Origin of the sequence: Nitrospira sp. (assembly GCA_005116745.1) — a bacterium.
Taxonomy (GTDB): domain Bacteria; phylum Nitrospirota; class Nitrospiria; order Nitrospirales; family Nitrospiraceae; genus Nitrospira_D.
On record SWDS01000006.1, the window covers coordinates 152,147 to 168,760 of the forward strand.

18 protein-coding genes, 1 tRNA gene and 1 pseudogene are annotated in these 16,614 nt (G+C 54.5%); 8 read left to right on the plus strand and 12 right to left on the minus strand.

The window, feature by feature from the left end; translation table 11 throughout:
• Positions 1-120: 120 nt before the first annotated feature.
• From E8D52_06325 to E8D52_06340, 4 genes and pseudogenes are all read left to right on the plus strand, one after another.
• The gene (locus tag E8D52_06325; protein ID TKB68615.1) at positions 121-831 is read left to right on the plus strand and encodes a hypothetical protein; all 711 of its coding nucleotides are present in this window, start codon (positions 121-123) and stop codon (positions 829-831) included.
• Positions 832-866: 35 nt separating this feature from the next.
• Positions 867-1,421 (plus strand): IS1595 family transposase, encoded by a 555-nt coding sequence (locus E8D52_06330; protein ID TKB68616.1) that lies wholly within the window; start codon positions 867-869, stop codon positions 1,419-1,421.
• Between the two features lie 3 nt (positions 1,422-1,424).
• Positions 1,425-1,658, plus strand: a pseudogene (locus E8D52_06335) (transposase).
• A gap of 25 nt (positions 1,659-1,683) precedes the next feature.
• Positions 1,684-1,890, plus strand: a complete 207-nt coding sequence (locus E8D52_06340) for a hypothetical protein (GenBank protein TKB68617.1) — start codon at positions 1,684-1,686, stop codon at positions 1,888-1,890.
• 166 nt (positions 1,891-2,056) lie between these two features.
• Here E8D52_06340 and E8D52_06345 read toward each other — a convergent pair whose 3' ends face one another.
• The 8 genes from E8D52_06345 to E8D52_06380 form a co-directional block, all read right to left on the minus strand.
• A complete protein-coding gene (locus tag E8D52_06345) occupies positions 2,057-3,325 on the minus strand; it encodes a hypothetical protein (protein TKB68618.1) in 1,269 nt (422 codons plus the stop codon).
• Between the two features lie 150 nt (positions 3,326-3,475).
• Complete coding sequence (locus tag E8D52_06350; protein TKB68619.1) at positions 3,476-3,679, minus strand: hypothetical protein; 204 nt, start codon at positions 3,677-3,679, stop codon at positions 3,476-3,478.
• An 85-nt stretch (positions 3,680-3,764) separates the two neighbouring features.
• On the minus strand, positions 3,765-4,646 hold the full coding sequence (locus E8D52_06355; GenBank protein TKB68620.1) for a M28 family peptidase: 882 nt from the start codon (positions 4,644-4,646) through the stop codon (positions 3,765-3,767).
• Between the two features lie 8 nt (positions 4,647-4,654).
• Positions 4,655-5,551, minus strand: a complete 897-nt coding sequence (gene argB / locus E8D52_06360; protein TKB68621.1) for an acetylglutamate kinase — start codon at positions 5,549-5,551, stop codon at positions 4,655-4,657.
• 30 nt (positions 5,552-5,581) lie between these two features.
• The gene (gene hslU / locus E8D52_06365) at positions 5,582-6,949 is read right to left on the minus strand and encodes an ATP-dependent protease ATPase subunit HslU (GenBank protein ID TKB69425.1); all 1,368 of its coding nucleotides are present in this window, start codon (positions 6,947-6,949) and stop codon (positions 5,582-5,584) included.
• Positions 6,950-6,988: 39 nt separating this feature from the next.
• Complete coding sequence (gene hslV / locus E8D52_06370) at positions 6,989-7,525, minus strand: ATP-dependent protease subunit HslV (GenBank protein ID TKB68622.1); 537 nt, start codon at positions 7,523-7,525, stop codon at positions 6,989-6,991.
• The gene (xerC, locus tag E8D52_06375; GenBank protein ID TKB68623.1) at positions 7,522-8,463 is read right to left on the minus strand and encodes a tyrosine recombinase XerC; all 942 of its coding nucleotides are present in this window, start codon (positions 8,461-8,463) and stop codon (positions 7,522-7,524) included. The genes hslV and xerC overlap by 4 nt, the downstream gene beginning before the upstream one ends.
• Positions 8,436-9,752 (minus strand): methylenetetrahydrofolate--tRNA-(uracil(54)-C(5))-methyltransferase (FADH(2)-oxidizing) TrmFO, encoded by a 1,317-nt coding sequence (locus E8D52_06380; GenBank protein TKB68624.1) that lies wholly within the window; start codon positions 9,750-9,752, stop codon positions 8,436-8,438. Before E8D52_06380 ends, xerC begins: the two co-directional genes overlap by 28 nt.
• 291 nt (positions 9,753-10,043) lie before the next feature.
• Between E8D52_06380 and E8D52_06385 the strand changes: the two genes are divergently transcribed.
• Positions 10,044-10,118, plus strand: a tRNA-Val gene (locus E8D52_06385).
• Here E8D52_06385 and E8D52_06390 read toward each other — a convergent pair.
• The 4 genes from E8D52_06390 to E8D52_06405 form a co-directional block, all read right to left on the minus strand.
• Positions 10,075-11,196, minus strand: a complete 1,122-nt coding sequence (locus E8D52_06390; GenBank protein TKB69426.1) for a site-specific integrase — start codon at positions 11,194-11,196, stop codon at positions 10,075-10,077. The genes E8D52_06385 and E8D52_06390 overlap by 44 nt on opposite strands.
• Positions 11,183-11,497, minus strand: coding sequence for a helix-turn-helix domain-containing protein (locus E8D52_06395; protein ID TKB68625.1), 315 nt, complete (start codon positions 11,495-11,497; stop codon positions 11,183-11,185). Before E8D52_06395 ends, E8D52_06390 begins: the two co-directional genes overlap by 14 nt.
• 222 nt (positions 11,498-11,719) lie before the next feature.
• Complete coding sequence (locus E8D52_06400) at positions 11,720-12,169, minus strand: hypothetical protein (GenBank protein TKB68626.1); 450 nt, start codon at positions 12,167-12,169, stop codon at positions 11,720-11,722.
• Positions 12,166-12,459 (minus strand): helix-turn-helix domain-containing protein, encoded by a 294-nt coding sequence (locus E8D52_06405; protein TKB68627.1) that lies wholly within the window; start codon positions 12,457-12,459, stop codon positions 12,166-12,168. The genes E8D52_06400 and E8D52_06405 overlap by 4 nt, the downstream gene beginning before the upstream one ends.
• A gap of 692 nt (positions 12,460-13,151) precedes the next feature.
• On the opposite strand from E8D52_06405, the gene E8D52_06410 reads away from it, so the two are divergent.
• The 3 genes from E8D52_06410 (at position 13,152) to E8D52_06420 (ending at position 16,589) form a co-directional block, all read left to right on the plus strand.
• The gene (locus tag E8D52_06410; GenBank protein ID TKB68628.1) at positions 13,152-14,501 is read left to right on the plus strand and encodes an amidohydrolase family protein; all 1,350 of its coding nucleotides are present in this window, start codon (positions 13,152-13,154) and stop codon (positions 14,499-14,501) included.
• Between the two features lie 471 nt (positions 14,502-14,972).
• A complete protein-coding gene (locus E8D52_06415) occupies positions 14,973-15,314 on the plus strand; it encodes a hypothetical protein (protein ID TKB68629.1) in 342 nt (113 codons plus the stop codon).
• A 150-nt stretch (positions 15,315-15,464) separates the two neighbouring features.
• The gene (locus E8D52_06420; GenBank protein ID TKB68630.1) at positions 15,465-16,589 is read left to right on the plus strand and encodes a hypothetical protein; all 1,125 of its coding nucleotides are present in this window, start codon (positions 15,465-15,467) and stop codon (positions 16,587-16,589) included.
• Positions 16,590-16,614 lie beyond the last annotated feature (25 nt).

Here is a 16,614-nt window from a genome sequence, read left to right on the forward strand (position 1 = left end):
TGCCGTTTCGCGATCGATTCATAGTCCCCTTCCTTCCCGCTTGCTGGTTCTTTCCCAGAACCCCTACAGTTACGCCGTGCGCACACAATTTCAAGCTCTTCAGGCTGGAGAACAATCCGCATGCGTTATCGGGTAGAGCAACGCATCCATACGCTGGCTCAGAATGTCGTAGACCATTCAACTGGATTGCCACCGACGTTTACTGCGGAGGGCGTAACCTTTACTCCTTGGCAGGAATGGTGGACGCATCCTTACTGGCTGGCAACATCGGACATAAAGGCCGACAATTATAAAGGGTCGTGGGAAGCATTTCAGAAATGCCTCTCAAGGCTCGTTCCACGAATTTCTGTCGTAAGTCAGTGCTATGCCGCATATCGTGTTGAACCATTTCTGATTCTTCGTGAAGGCTCCGATGTTTCTTTTGTCCGTTGGGTCGAGGAAAGAGGCAGTGCTGGGTTGATGTTCATGGAAGACGAACAGGAGGCGCTTGAGTTGCTTCTCAAGAGCCCAGAAATACCCGATGAGTTCCATTACTACTGGAATGATGCAACCAATTCTACAGGTTACGCATCGAAACTTGTGCTGATGTTGTCCGCGGTCGAGGCTCTTGTCAAAATTAAGACGCCTGGTGGCAAACCTCAAAAGGACTGGGACAAGCTCGAACAGATTCTTGGCCCCGAATTGAAAAAGGAATTGTGGGGCACCAAAGATGACCATGAGAAGGCATTGCGTCATCGGCTTATTCATGGAGAGTATTTCCAGCCGAAAGATGGCCAGATCGACTACTTTCAACTTCTCCACGTGAGCGTAATCAAATATCTTGGTAATTAGGGCGTTTCGTAACCATCTGGTAGGCTGGAGGCCGCATGGTTACGGGATCTCATCGTGTTTTTGGGTGTGCGGCCAACTTTTTGCGTGGCCGCAAGTGTGTGTTCTGTGGTTCGTTTCGGGTCAATCGGACGCAACGTGGGTATGTCAAATGTCGCACCTGTCGACGGCAGAAGAGTCTCGCGAAGCTCCGGCGAGAGATTGCCATTCTGCAGGGATTCTATCAGCAGGTACCCGCCTATCGGTTGGCCCATGACCTGGGCGTCGATCCCAAAGTCATCAGCCGGGTCTACCAGAAACTGCGGGCAGCGTTGTTCCACGTCGCCGAATTGGAAGGCATGGCCAGTAAACTGTCGGGCGAGATTGAACTGGATGAAGCCTATTTCGGCGGACGACGCAAAGGGCGTCGGGGCCGGGGTGCCGTTGGTAAAAGCGTCGTGTTCGGGCTGCTGGAGCGGGATGGGCGCGTCTATACCAAGGTGGTGGAGCATGTGTCGGCGGACACACTCATGGCCCACATTCAAACCACCACTCGGAAAGGTTCCGTCTATTACACGGATGCCTTTCGAGGCTATCAATCGTTGCGACGCTAGGGCAAACATCACACGGTCAATCACAGTAAAAGCCTCGTTGATCGCCGGACGAAGAACCACATCAATGGAATTGAAGGGTTCTGGTCGTTTGCCAAGCATATTCTGTACAATTACCGAGGCGTGTCCAAATATCACTTCCCGATGTATCTGAAGGAAATTGAGTATCGCTTCAACCACCGTAAGGAAAACCTTTTCAAGCTCTTCTTACGGTGCTTCTTTGGTTACGTTTCGCCCTAATTACCAATATCTTAATGAGTCGATTTTGAAAAAGCCTTTATTGGGTGAAAATATTGTTACTCCCCAACGGCACCCATTTGGGAATAAGCTTGAAGGTCGTTCCTGGATTCGGACGATAGACAATGCTCCGTTGACGCTCATTGATATTCTGACCGACATGGAAAAGAATGGCGGTTACAATCTCTCCCGTTATGAGCGCATTGTTGACGATGAACTTTGGCAAACCTATTGATCAAGTCTCATGCTGTCTAAAGCGGTGAGCTATATGCGAAATGAGCTAGGGTTGAGCACGATCGGTTCTGAACAAGGCAATGCTGAGGAGATGATGGTTTCCGCGATTTCCTCGTGCGTTGGTGACCTGTCGGGATGCATTGGCAAGACACAGCGAGACCGCAATCCTATCCTTCTAGATGCGAAGGACGCTCCATGCCACAGTTTTCAAAAATAGTGGTGTAAAAATCGAGGAGCGCTTTCCCCGGTGTTTGGCCAGCCTCGTAGATCCCTTCCACTTCTATGGTCTCACCCAAACAAAGCGGTCCACCCGATCCTATGCTCATGTAGCCCGGCTCTGGGGGGACAACTAACAGACGACCTTTGACGCCGGTAATTCCCGCAATGCAGTGATACGGTGGTGGTACACCCAAGAGCGTTAAGAATTTCGCGTACTGAGAAAACCGATTGTTGAAAATCCGCTCGATAAAAGGGATTCGTTTGGTGTCACGTGCGAGCAGTGCTGTGTCGAGGCTCCATACTTCTCCGGTCTGAAAGGCGAAGGCGACGCTTGATGCTTCTCTTCGGCCTTGTTGTTTGTCAATTGCATCAGAAGCGTCGAATACCCCCCATCCATCATCAGCTCGTAGCCAACTATAGCTGGAAGCATTCAAGAAGGGGCGCAAGTTGAGAGCATTACCTGGTACTGCTGTTTCTTTGAGCTTACGGGGTGTCCATAATCTTCCTTGAGCGGAAGAAGGCATGACACGAAGCCACATGGCAGGACCTGGCTTTAGAAATACTTTATAGGGAGGGCCATCACCAAAACCTTCGTCATAACCGAGTTCTTCATTTGCATTTCTGAATCGAGCAGGTCCGTCTTTTGGAGTGGCTCTTGGGAATCTGGCTGCTTGCTGGGTAGGAGGAGGTGGTATCGTCGCGAGGCTAGCACCGATAGCCTTCTTCAAGCTCGTAACCAATTTCTGCCTTGTTTCGGCTCTTTCCTGATCTGAAGCATCCTCCTGTAATTTGAAACGAGTCGGCCATCGAACGTGAGCAAGATCAAAAGGAAGTGTTGCTATAGAAGGCTCTCCGTATGCATCATTCATAATCGAGATGACGCGGGAGTGGCCTAAAGATTTCAAGGCCCATCCATATTCTATAAGCACATTCGGATTTGGTGTTGGCCGTCCGTCCACTCGCTTAGCAGTGAACGTCACATCTGCAACGAAGACGGCCGCGGCATCAATTTTCTTAAAGATGGTGTCGGCTATAGGTGGTTGTCCTGCTTCACCTTGAGTATCACTGTCCACGACGAGTTCGTCGCGCAACGCTTCACTGATGGAGGATTCTGCCACGATTTTTTCACAGGCCTCTTCAAGAGCCTTTCGTAAAAAGTTTCTCCCAATTTTAGTTGGTGTGTCGCTTTGCCAGGAAAAGAAAATCGAAGTGTTCATGGCTTTACATTGTTAGCTAAATATGAACAGATTACGCACGCTCCCATGGATGGAACTTGATATCGCAATTTGCAACATCAAGACGGTAAGTTCCTGACGTTGAATATGAAATGAGGAGTCGCTCGGAAGCCAACGGTAGTTCCGCTTTAATCACATCGGCGTTCCAATATAGTGTTTCTCGCGGCATTCTTGCTCCGCTTCAAGCCAGTCAAGAGCATTGAGGACCGCTTCAGGGATCGATGTCTTGGAGCCGGGCAATCGACGCAGTCTGCGTTTCTTCTCGTAGCGGTGCCAAACCGCTTCATCCTCATTGAAGCGGCTCCCGAGCTCTTGAGAATCAACGGATAGCGTCATGACATTCTGATTTCAGAGATGAGCATCCTATTCCATCCCATCGTCTCCAGCAGTCGCTGAGTCTAGCCAAATCGGCGGATGAAAGCTACGCGGTCGGCTGGCCGGCTAAATCGATGATAGCCGCCATGACGGCATCAGCGACCGATGCCATGAAGTCCAGATTCAACGTGTCCAGGGTATCTGTTGGCCGATGGTAATGAGGATTACGGAAGTTTGCCGTATCCGTGAGCATGACAGCAGGGAAGCCTTGCTCCCAGAACGAGGTGTGGTCGCTGCGTCTGGTGTCCGGGAGCTGCTCTCCGTTGCCCGGCACGATCAGTGGAACAATTGGGAGATGTGATTGCATGGCTTTCGCGACGGAGCCGGTCAAGATGTGTGAGTGCTCGTTCCCGATCACGGCAAGAAAATTTCCGGTCGTGGGCACCGCGATGGGGACACCGGGAGGAGTCTTCTGTGAGCCTGCTTGATGGCTCGCATAGCCGATACATTCCAACACGATCGCTCCGTGAATCGTGTCACGATTCTTTCTCAACATTGCTGTATAGGCAGAGCTGCCGAGCAAGTTCTCTTCTTCCAAATTAAAGGCGACGAAATGGATTGGTCTGGCCAATTTCATGGCTCGCACTCGGCGAGCGATCTGCAGCATCACCGCGAGGGCGCTAGCATTATCATCGGCGCCGGGAGACCCTTGGACCGTATCGAAGTGCGCAGCGAGGATCAGCGGCGGTACGGATTGGAATGGCTCAGCGTCGGGAAGCGCCGTTCCGATCACATTGTGGTAGGTGTTGCCCAAGGCCTGGAAGTGTTGCGTTGTGGCGGCAAGACCGGCTTCAGAGAATTGGCGGTATAGATAGGCTTCTACTTCCTGGAGGTGAATCGGAGAAGAGAGGGGATGGCGCTCGCCCACCAGATGGCGAAGGTCTTCTTTGAGGAGATTGTGATCAATGGGCACGTGGGTGTCCGTCAACGGAAGGGTTAGGCCACGATCTCGGTGCCGATCCCCTTACGCGTGAAGATTTCGAGCAGAACAGCGTGTGGAATGCGCCCGTCGATGATATGGGCCTTCCCCACCCCCTCGGCTAGCGCGTCCAGGCAGGCGTGAACTTTCGGGATCATCCCCTCCGTGATGGTCCCCTTCTTCATCATCCGTTGCACATCTTTTCGAGACACGGTAGAGAGGTGACGCCCGTTGGCATCGCGAATGCCTTTGATGTCGGTCATCATGACGAGTTTTTCCGCGCGCAGGGCTCCTGCGACGGCTCCGGCAACAAGATCGGCGTTGATGTTGTAGGTATTCCCTTCGCGATCCGTTCCGATGGGCGCGATCACCGGAATGTAGTGGTCGTCTTGCAGATTACGGAGCAGACCAGGATCGACCTTTTCGATATCGCCCACCAACCCGAAGTCCCCTTCGCCGTCCTCGCCTTCCAAATCGCGATCGAGGCTTTCCGCCCAGGCCTTGGCCGTCAATGGCTTGCTGAGAATTAACCCGCCGTCCTTTCCGCTCAAACCAACCGCACTGCCACCGTGTCGGTTGATGAGATCGGTGATCTCCATATTGATCTTTCCTGCCAGGACCATCTCCACGATTTCCATCGTGGCCTCGTCGGTGATTCGAACACCATGGCGGAATTTTGCTTGGATGCCAAGCCGGTCGAGCATCTTGTCGATTTGGGGTCCGCCGCCGTGGATAATGACCGGGTTGATCCCGACGTACTTCAATAACACGACATTTTGCGCGAACCGTTCTTTGAGGGATGAATCCGTCATCGCATGGCCGCCGTATTTGACCACCACGGTCTTCCCACGGAACGATCGAATGTACGGCAGGGCCTCGATGAGGACGTTGGCTTTCTTGATCAGTTTGTCCATGCAGCACTCCCGGCGATCGACACCGAATCCCTATAAAATATACCGGCTCAGATCCTGGTCCTTCACGATATCTTTCAATCGGTCCCGTACATTGGTCGCGGTGATGCTGATTCGTTTGTCTGGCCAGCCTGGTCCCTCGAAAGAAATGTCCTCAAGCAACCGCTCCATGATGGTGAACAGGCGGCGTGCACCGATGTTCTCAGTCCGTTCATTCACTTGCACCGCCACTTCGGCGATCTCCTCCAGACCGTCTTTGGTGAACTCGATGACGAGGCCTTCGGTGGCCAGCAAGGCCTGATACTGCCGGACCAACGCCCCTTTCGGCTCTGTGAGAATACGGACAAAATCGTCTTTGGACAAGGGACTGAGTTCGACGCGGATCGGAAATCGCCCTTGGAGCTCCGGAATCAGATCGGACGGTTTCGCCACATGAAAAGCACCGGCGGCGATGAAGAGGATGTGATCCGTCACGACCGGGCCGTGTTTGGTGCTGACTGTGCAGCCTTCCACGATGGGGAGTAGATCGCGTTGGACACCTTCTCGGGACACATCCGGTCCCGTGTTGCGCTCACGGCCCGCAATTTTATCGATCTCGTCGAGGAACACGATTCCAGTCTGTTCCACCTTGGTGATGGCTTCCCGCGTGGCGTCATCCATATCGATCAGCTTCTGGGCTTCTTCCTGCGTCAGGTGTTTGAGCGCTTCGGGGACTTTCATCAGCCGCTTCTTTTTTTTCCCTTGGAACATGCCGCCCAGCATGTCTCGAAGATTGCCCTCGATGTCGTCGAGTCCACCCGCGTTGGAAATGACGCCAATTGGAAGGCCTCGTTCTTTGACTTCCATCTCCACCGTTCGTTCATCTAGCTTCCCTTCTCGCAGCTGCAGGCGCAGTTTCGATCTCGTCGCTTCGTGGGAATCGTGAGGGGCTTGAGCACCAGGCTCGCCTGTGCTGTCTACAAAGACTGGTCGAGGAGGCGGTGGCGGTAGGAGAAGCTCAAGCAATCGTTCCTCGCCTTGTTGTTCCGCTTTTTGTTGAACGGACGCCAACCGCTGCGTCTTGACCATATTGATGGCCAGTTCGGTTAAGTCACGAATGATCGACTCGACATCACGTCCAACGTAGCCGACTTCGGTGAATTTTGATGCTTCCACTTTGATGAAGGGGGCTTCGGCCAACTTGGCGAGCCGTCGGGCAATCTCGGTTTTTCCTACGCCGGTTGGCCCGATCATGATGATGTTTTTCGGCATGACCTCGTCGCGGATGTCGGGAGACAACTGCTGCCGTCGCCAGCGGTTGCGAAGTGCGATGGCGACCATCCGCTTCGCGTCCTTTTGCCCGATGACGTAGCGATTCAGTTCCTCGACGATCTGGCGCGGAGTAAGACTGTTGAGATTCAACGGTTCGGGATCGCATGTGAGAGCCTTCATGATGGTGAGTTATCCTTGAAGTTCTTCAACAATAATCTGTTGGTTGGTGTAGATGTCAATCGAACCTGCGATGTTCATGGCTTCGGTGATGATCGCTGGGGCCTCGAGTTGAGAATGGCGGAGCAGTCCTCTGGCAGCCGCGAGGGCATAGGGTCCACCCGAACCGATGGCTAAAATGCCGTCTTCCGGTTCTATGACATCGCCGGTTCCTGAAATGATGAACGACTGTTCCTTGCCGGCGACGGCAAGCAGCGCTTCCAACCGTCGAAGCGCCCGGTCGGTTCGCCAATCTTTCGCAAGCTCGACTGCCGCTCTCGTGAGATTGCCCCGATACTCCTCCAATTTGCTCTCGAATTTCTCGAACAGCGTAAACGCATCAGCTGTGGCACCGGCAAATCCTGCCAAGATCTGGTCATGATGCAGGCGCCGGAGTTTCTTGGCGTTGTGCTTCATCACCGTGGTGCCAACGGTCACTTGGCCGTCACAGCCCATGGCGACCCGTCCATCGCGCCGGACACAGAGGATGGTGGTCGAGCGAATGATCATGACGATTTCCGGTCCTTTCGTGACAAGGGGCTTGCCGTCACCCGTGCTCGTGGGTGGGCGCTATCGTACACCGTGAGAAGCTGATCCATCGCCAAATGCGTATATTTTTGTGTCGTGCTCAGTGACGCGTGGCCGAGCATTTCCTGAATCGACCGGAGATCCGCGCCTTCGTCGAGCAGATGCGTCGCGTAGGAGTGCCGCAAGGCGTGGGGACTGACCGCTCCACTCACGAGACGGCTGGAATATCGAGCAACCATTCGAGCGACACTCCGCGTGGTAATCCGGCCTCCACGATGATTCAAAAACATTGGAGCCTGCAGCTGACCGCTGCGGGCCATCGGTTTCAATGACGTGCGATACTCTCGGATGGCGTGAAGCGCCAGATCCCCGATCGGGACCATCCGTTCCTTGCGGCCCTTCCCGCTCAAGCACACGCTTCCGTCCGTCTCGTTCAGATCATCCAGATTGATGCCTACGACCTCACTTACCCGAGCACCGGTCGAGTACAGTGTTTCCAGCAGGGCACGGTCGCGTAGGGTGAGAGGCGACTGGCCAGACGGAAACTCCATGAGCGCCGCCGCGTCGTCCTTTGTCAATACTCGGGGGAGCGGCTTGGGTAGCTTGGGGCTCCTCAGGTTTTCCGTGGGGTTCTTAGAAAGCTGCCCCTCACGAACGAGAAACCGAAAAAAACTTCGCAGGCACGCCAGTTTTCTCGCTAAGGAAGACGCTTTCTCGCCTTGATGATCCAACCTGTGTAGGTGGGCGCGAATATTGTCGCTGGTAACCGTATCGATGTGGATGGGTGTGGTGTCCTCCTTGGTTGGTTGAAGGAACCTCACCAGCTGATGAAGGTCGGATCGATAACTGCGAATCGTCTCCTGTGACGCATTGCGTTCAACCTGGAGGTACATTACGAAAGCCTTGATTGCATCTTCCACAAGTCAAAATCCTCAAGGGCTCGTTGGCTGAGCAAGCGACGCTTCTTCTCTTTGTCTTTGGGATGGTTCGACAAGGGAGGAAACAGGCCGAAGTTAGTGTTCATGGGCTGGAAATGGCGCGGATCCGATGAGGCGATATGTGCGATCAAGCAGCCATGCGCGGTTGTGGGGGGAGGCGTGATCAGCGGTTCTCCTGCCAAAGCCCGCGCGGCATTGATCCCGGCCAGGCCCCCCATGGCTGCCGATTCGGTGTAGCCTTCCACGCCCACAAGCTGCCCGGCAAAAAAGAGCGTGCCGCGAGCCTTGAATTGCAGCGTGTTCAGGAGGAGCTGAGGAGAATTGATGAACGTATTGCGATGCAGGCTTCCATACCGGAGGAACTCAGCCTGTTCGAGCCCTGGGATCATGCGAAACACGCGCTTCTGTTCGCCATAGGTCAGTTTCGTCTGAAAGCCCACCAGGTTGTAGCAGGTGCGATGAATATTTTCGGTTCGCAATTGCACGACGGCTGCTGGTTGCAGCCCGGTTCTTGGATCTTTGAGGCCTACTGGTTTCATAGGCCCGAACTGCATCGTCTGGCGGCCACGTTCAGCGAGTACTTCAATCGGCACGCAGGCCTCAAAATAAGGCGTCTTCTCAAATTCCTTCGGCTGGACTTTTTCCGCCAACATCATGGCGTCGTAAAACGCATTGTACTGTTCTGCCGTCATGGGGCAATTTAAATAATCATCTCCGCCTTTGTCATAGCGTGACGCGCGAAACACGATGTCCATATTGATCGAGTCCGCATCGACGATCGGTGAGATCGCGTCGTAAAAATACAAGTGCTGGGATTGCGTTGCCGCACGGATGGCTTGTGAGAGAGTGTCGGAGGTCAACGGCCCCGTTGCGATGATGCAGAGGCAATCGGTCGGGATCTCGCTGATTGCTTCGTGGAGAATTCTGATATTTGGATGGCCTTCCAGCGCGCGGGTGATGTGCTGGGAGAACTGATCACGATCAACGGCTAGTGCCGATCCGGCCGGCACTTTGGATTGCTCTGCGGCAGAGATGATCAGCGAGTTCAGCCGCCGCATCTCTTCTTTCAAGATGCCGGGCGCATTCAGGGGATCGAGAGATCCCAGCGAGTTCGAGCAGACGAGTTCGGCCAAGCCGCCCGTTTTGTGCGCCTTCGTCATCTCTTTCGGGCGCATCTCGTAGAGCGTGACCTTGGCACCGCGACTCGCCGCCTGCCAGGCAGCTTCGGAACCAGCCAGACCACCGCCGACTATCACAACATCGTCACGCATGTGATTGGGAACAGCACACAACCGGTGAGTAATGCGGCATTGTACGAACCGATTTTTTCCTCTGTCAAGATAATCGATGGCGAACTTGTGCCGACTCTCTTTAATTCCGGGGAATCACCCGATCATGGTTCGACAGGCTTGTCCTGAGTTCATCGAAGGGCTCACCGCGAACGGTACTACCTGAAATCACACAATGAGCTGATCGATCACTCGCGAGGGAGTAGCCTCCGCGTTGACTGCCCCGGGGGCGCAGTGCTAGAGTTTGGCCGCTTTTTGGACTTGCCTCCGGTCGGGCGATTAGCTCAGTGGTAGAGCGCTTCCTTCACACGGAAGAGGCCACAGGTTCGATACCTGTATCGCCCACCATCTTTTCAAGCACTTCCAAGACAACGCTTTCCGAGGTCCTCAGCACTGTGGTCGATTTTGTGTCACAGCGCCCCCGTCGGTCCAATATCTCCACCCCATCTCGTAAGCTCTCCGGGTAGTGGTGGGCATACCGTTGCGTCATGATCGGAGACTTGTGCCCGAGCAATCGCTGTACCTTGTACAGATCGATCCCGGATTGGACTAGCCTCGTCGCGAAGGTGTGCCGGAGGTCATGGAAATGACAATCCACGATCTCAGCCTTGGCCATGGCAGGCCGTAAGGCCTGTCGCAGATGGTTGGGATCGAGACGTGTGCCAGCCTGACTTGGAAACGCGAGACATGTTTTCAGGTGGCGCACCTTGGCCTTCTCTGTGAGGAGCGCCATCGCGGTATGATTCAACGGCACCGTGCGCCGTTCTCCGTTCTTGGATCGAAAGACCGTGACCGTTCTCCGAACCAGATCCACTGCGCTCCATGTCAGCGAGAGGATCTCACCCAACCGCATCCCGGTATGCAGCGCGAACACCACGAGGTCGCGCAACCATGACGGACAAGCGCTGAGCAATTGCGCCTCTTCGTCTTCTGTCAGCCAACGGTCCCGTTTGTTCGCGCCCTTTTCGAGGGACACGCGGCTCACGGGATTCTCGCGGCACCATTCCCACTCCCGCTTGGCGAGGTTGAAGGCCTTTCTCAAGCAACTAAGCTCTCGATTAATCGAGGCGGCTTGCACCCCAGCCGCGTACCGTGTGCTCTTATAGTCCACGATCAGTCGGGGCGTGATCTCCGCTAACGTCCGACCTCCGAAGAACACACGGAAGCGTTTCACGAAGACCTGACATATCTGCTGGCTTGCCAACTTCACGAGATGCTCCCGCTCGAAACGATCCATCAATTCATCGAAGGTTCGAGTCTTTTCTTCGAGGCGATCAAAATACTGCCCCTCAATCAGCTGAACCTTCACCTTGGCCATGATCGAGTCAGCTAAGGCCCGATTCGCCGTCCCGGTGGACCGGCGTATCCGCTGACCCTGAAAAATCAAATTCATCCACCAGACATTCCCTCGTTTAACGAGCCCCACGGTCTACCTCCCTTCCCTTTGGGCTCGCTGTCGATGGTTTCCCCGGGGGCGGAGTATAGGCGTCTCGCTTGGCCGCTTCAATGATGCGATCCAGATCGCGGTGACTCGCCCGTGACGCTCGCGGCACTGATTCGGGTGATTTCCGCTCAAACGAATCCAACCATTCCGTCACCTTCTCTCGCTCGAACCGGACCAAGCCATATATCTTCTGACTGGGAATCCTACCTTGAGCAGCCCAGAGGTAGAGCGTTGAGGGTTTGATCTTGAGCCAGGCGGATACATCTTTGATCGTCAGCAACATCGCCTTCCTTAGCCCCAGGAGGGGGCGTCTTCCGACACCCCCGCACCCCCGTTTCCGTGCTCGCGTCAGAACGCCAGCGAATCACTGGCGGCTGAGCTTCGCTGGGAGCAGCAGGCCAACCTTCCTACCGCATCCAGGTTTGCCTACTGCAAGGCGCTGCGCTCAGCGACAAGGATTGTGGTTCCCTTCCCGGACTGGTGGTAGGGGCAGGGAACGTGATGTTTATCGAACGAGCGCCTTCAGTTGGTCTTTCTCCAATGTAGTCCCGAATTCCCGTTCCAGCCGGTCGGCCATCTCCTGCCAGGTTCGTCCGGCGGCTTTCATCGCCTTGAGCATATGAAGCGCGTGTGCCAAGGAGCGGTCTTCGTGGTCTCGTTGGTGGTCGTCCTCTCTCTCATGGGCCTTGGTGAGTGTCTGGCCGAGGCTGTTGCCGAGCGCCTCTTTGTTCACCGATTCGTTCGAAGGTGTGGCGGCCTGTCTCAGCCGCCGAGGCTTGTCCCAGTATGGGCTCTTGCAACCGGGACAACGGACTGGCGTGTGTGGTTGACGGGGCCACCAGGCTTTGGCGCAGCGCTGACAGTGTTGCTGTTGGAGTCCGGCAGAGGGTTCACTTCCCGATAGGAGTACTCTCGTACGAGCAGGGTTTTGGTCTAATCGTTTGGAAAGGCTCATGATTTATTCTCTGCTGGAATTTGCGCCCCCGTTTGACAAGGCGGGGGCTGTGCCTCTATGGGCATCCGGCGTGCGCCGCTTGCGGCGCATCGCCGTGCGCTCCGATAGGCCTCGGCCTGGCGTTGCATCACGCGATGGACTTCCTCCAGATCGAACCGGAGCGCGGTCTTCACCAGAATTGCCGGGAGGTCTCCTCTTCGGTAGGCCCGTCGAATGGTATCGGTGCTGACCCGCAGCAGCTCAGCCAATTCCCGAACCGACACGCGGTGGTTGTGGGATGTTCTTTTCATGCTCCTCCACCGTAACCAGGAGTTATGGAACAGCACAACATGAGTGCCGCTAGTGCGAGGTTAGCGTACTGAGAGAAGAAAGAACATTAGGCAGGAAGGGACAGGAGAGGTCAGTAGGGGACAGGAATAGGCTGTAGGCCCTTGGGAACAGGAAGTTCAGGTGGTGCGGTCAACCTTGGCAACATGGCTCTTGGCATAGTCTGCAGCCGATCGAGATAGTCTAATCAGTAAGCTGAATGCATCATGATGCTGGGCGGCGAGAAATATTTTTGAGGCAGCCAGATTCCCTTGACCTGATCCTAACCTAATAATCTTGCCATAGACATAACCGATCTTACTTGTTTATAGGTTTACTGAATGCGATTTGGCATTTATATTCCGGTGTCTTTCTCAATAACCTGATTCGCGATTTTCTTCCGAAGGAGGAGCCGTCCGACAAGGAAAGCCCCAGTAATTCGGTGAAGCAGTAGACCGATGGCGATTAGGACGTGTGGATAGATGGTCTGGTGTGTCTAAAGATCAGATCTGCATTGCTTCTCCGATGTATCTCTTTTGTCTGACTGAAAAAAGTGCGAAGCAACTATTGCTGATGAGCACGATTCCGGCGCAATTTGATTTGAACGGAGAATGGAGTCGGGCACTCGTAGACAATTCATGGCCAGCACTTTGACTGTGTTGGAGAGAGGAAAGACATGAAACGCTATCTCATGGTGGCACTGGCTGTGCTCATCCTTTTCAACGATATCCTTGGGCCGAATGCTCAGGCTACCGATGTTCCACCTAGTATGCTGTTCGAGAATGTGCGCGTCTTCAATGGATCCTCCGATCGTCTGTCGTCGCCTACGAACGTGTTGATTGTCGGTAACACCATCAAAGTGATTTCCACTGTGCCCGTAACTGTCCCCTCCGACACATCGGTGACGCGGATTCAGGGCGGTGGGCGTACACTCATGCCGGGATTGATCGACGCCCATGTCCATCTCATGTTCTCGAATGTGTCGCAGGCGGTGATCCTGATGGCCGACATCGGGTACGTCAACATTGCCGCTGGGAAAGCTGCACACGAGATGCTCATGCGCGGCTTCACCAGCGTGCGCGATCTGGGCGGCCCGGTGTTCGGGCTCAAGCGAGCGATTGATCAGGGGCTCGTGGCCGGACCGCGAGTCTGGCCGTCCGGTGCGTTCATTTCCCAGACGGGTGGCCATGGTGACTTCCGGTTACCGACGGACATTCCATCCCGCCCTGGCGACTACACCTATGGTGAACGCATCGGCGCGACCGCGATCGCCGATAGTCCTGATATGGTGCGCCAGCGGGTGCGCGAGCAGCTGATGTTGGGAGCCTCTCAGATTAAGTTAATGGCGGGTGGCGGTGTCGCGTCGAGCTTTGATCCGCTTGATGTTACGCAATACAGCAGCGACGAGTTGCGTGCCGCAGTGGAGAGTGCCGAGAACTGGGGCACCTACGTGACCGTGCACGCTTACACTCCACGGGCCGTGAAGCAGGCAATTGAAGCCGGCGTGAAGTGTATCGACCACGGTCAGTTACTCGATGATGCCACCGTGAAGCTGATGGGGGAAAAAGGCGTTTGGTGGAGCCTGCAACCATTCACCGACGACCATCCTTCGCCATTCTCTGAAGGTTCGCCGAACCGGATCAAGCAGCTCGAGATGTTCAGCGGCACCGATACAGCCTACGCACTGGCCAAGAAATATAAGATCAAAACTGCCTGGGGTACCGACATTCTCTTCAGTGCTGAAAACGCAGCCGGACAGGGAAAAATGCTCTCGAAGATGGCGCAGTGGTATCAGCCGGTTGAAGTGCTCAGAATGGCGACGGCGGATAACGCCGAGCTGCTCGCGTTGTCCGGCTTGCGGAGTCCCTATCCCGGCAAGCTTGGTGTTGTCGAGGTAGGTGCTCTCGCCGACTTGCTGCTTGTCGATGGCGACCCGATCGCGAACATCAAACTCATTGATGACCCGGCGAAGAATTTCGTGGTGATCATGAAGGACGGGAAGATCTATAAGAATACTTTGAGATGACTCTTCCAAATAAATAGATCCTTACTGCTCGCGCTGGCATTCATCACTGGCTGTACTGCGCACAGCGCGCCGAACCACGTTTTAATATACGTACTTATACTGTGGATACTTTTGTGCCAGAACCGATCGGGAAGCACCAGAAGCGGTGAACTTAGTAGAGCAAATAGAATGCTCAGAACTCCGTGCAATTGCTGAGATAAATGGGGAAACCGTTGCAACAGCTAGCACATTTGAAAACCTATCTTTTTACATTCACACGGAAGAGGCCACAGGTTCGATACCTGTATCGCCCACCATCCTCTCCTTCCTGACGGCGTCCTATCTGCTGAGAAACGTTGACTTTTCCTGCAACGATCGAACACCTTGAATTCTGGACAGAAACGAGGGTGTCGGCTACACTTCTGATTGTCTTTTGGGCGTATCTAGTTTGAGTTTCCAGTAGATGGGAGCCGAAACAAGAGAGGTCTACATATGAAAGCAATATCGACCATTCTGGGCATCATGGTGCTGGCTACGGTTGCCGTCGGTTGCAGTACGGCGCATCAACAAACCGCAGGAGTCGTTGACAAGGAGTACACGCCCCCAACCAGCATCTACAATATTCTGGACAGCACCGCGCTGGTATACTCAGACCCCGCTGCTGGTTCGGCTGTCAACGATCATCCCCTTCGTTGGCTTGGATTTTTCTCAAATCCGATCGGCCATGCGTTCGACTATGGGATCAATCGTCCGATCTATAAGCTGGCAACCGGATTCTCGTATCTTTCCGGCTATACAGCGGAAGACAATATGGTAGACGCACAGCGTCGCTAGTTTACCCAGTCCTTTCGAATGAGAAAAGGCCCGCTCTTGAGAGAAGAGCGGGCCTTTTCATTTCCTCTTCGCGAAGACCCCCTCGAATCGTGTATTGTTTGTAGTATGCAGGACAGGGATTGCCCGTCGAATTTCTTCAGGTCCGTATCTTTGGCCAGTCTCTTTGCGGTTGTGGGTCTGGTGATCGGGTGTGGCGGGTCCCCGGCCCCTGTGAAGCCTCCGCTCCCACCCTCGAAAAGCGACCTTCCTCTGCTCGTGTCAACGGCGCTCTGTGAGCGCAAGGTCAACTTCTTGAAAAAATCCCCTCCCGTGGCGGATACCTCGACGAGTTGGGGGAGCGGGCAGGAGCTTGTCATTCCTGTGGAAGCAAGTGCCTCGCACGGAGAGGAATCCTATTTCTTCGACGAAGATGACGTGCTGGTAGGGGCTCTGTTCACCTTCTCGAAGGGACTGGACCTCAAGCCCTATCCGGTGCTTCGGCACACGCTTTCTCAACTGAAGCCGTCGGTCGAGTTCTACTTAAACGTGGCTCAATTGGAAACACGAATGAATATGGAGAGCAGCGCGCTCCTCGAAACTGGAGACGAGAAAAGCACGACCCAGTATCTCGTCACCGGTCCTCACGACCGTCCGGTCCTGCTCCAGGCCTCCTACACGATCGATCCCTATGTGCGCCTCTTCTCTCCGTACCGACGGGAGTTTCTTGATCGGCTTCGCAATTTTACGGGGGGTACGGGGGGGCAAACAATGGAGAGTCAGGGAACCGAGGATAAAGAGCTGTTCGCGTCGTTGCAGCAATTCGCTCGTGGTCAGGCTGCTCAGCTTGCCTACTGCGGGGACAAGAACTATGAGATCGCCGCCGATGCGTACCAAAAGGCGATTTCCAGTGGGTTCACAAATAAGGTCTGGCTTGCCGAAGCTCGGCACAAACTTGGGGTTGCATGGCTCGTGAAAGGCCAACTCGAGAAAGCAAAAGCGGAGTTGCTGCAGTCACTAACCCTCAGGCCCAACATCCCAGAAGTGTTGAACAATCTCGGTACGGTCCAGGTAAAATTAGGGGACACGGCGGCTGGCTTACGCTTGTTCGAAAAGGCGGTGGTTCTGCGTCCTAACTATGCCCTGGCTCGGTACAATCTTGCCGAAGCATCTGAAGCCACGAACCCGAAACGCGCTGTCTCCGAGTACGAAACCTATCTTGCTCTTGTGGAAGGGATACCCGAAGAGGAAGCCCGTATAGTACACGTCAAGGAACGGGTGAAGGCCTTGAAGCAGTAGTTCCTTATTCTACCGGGATTATCTT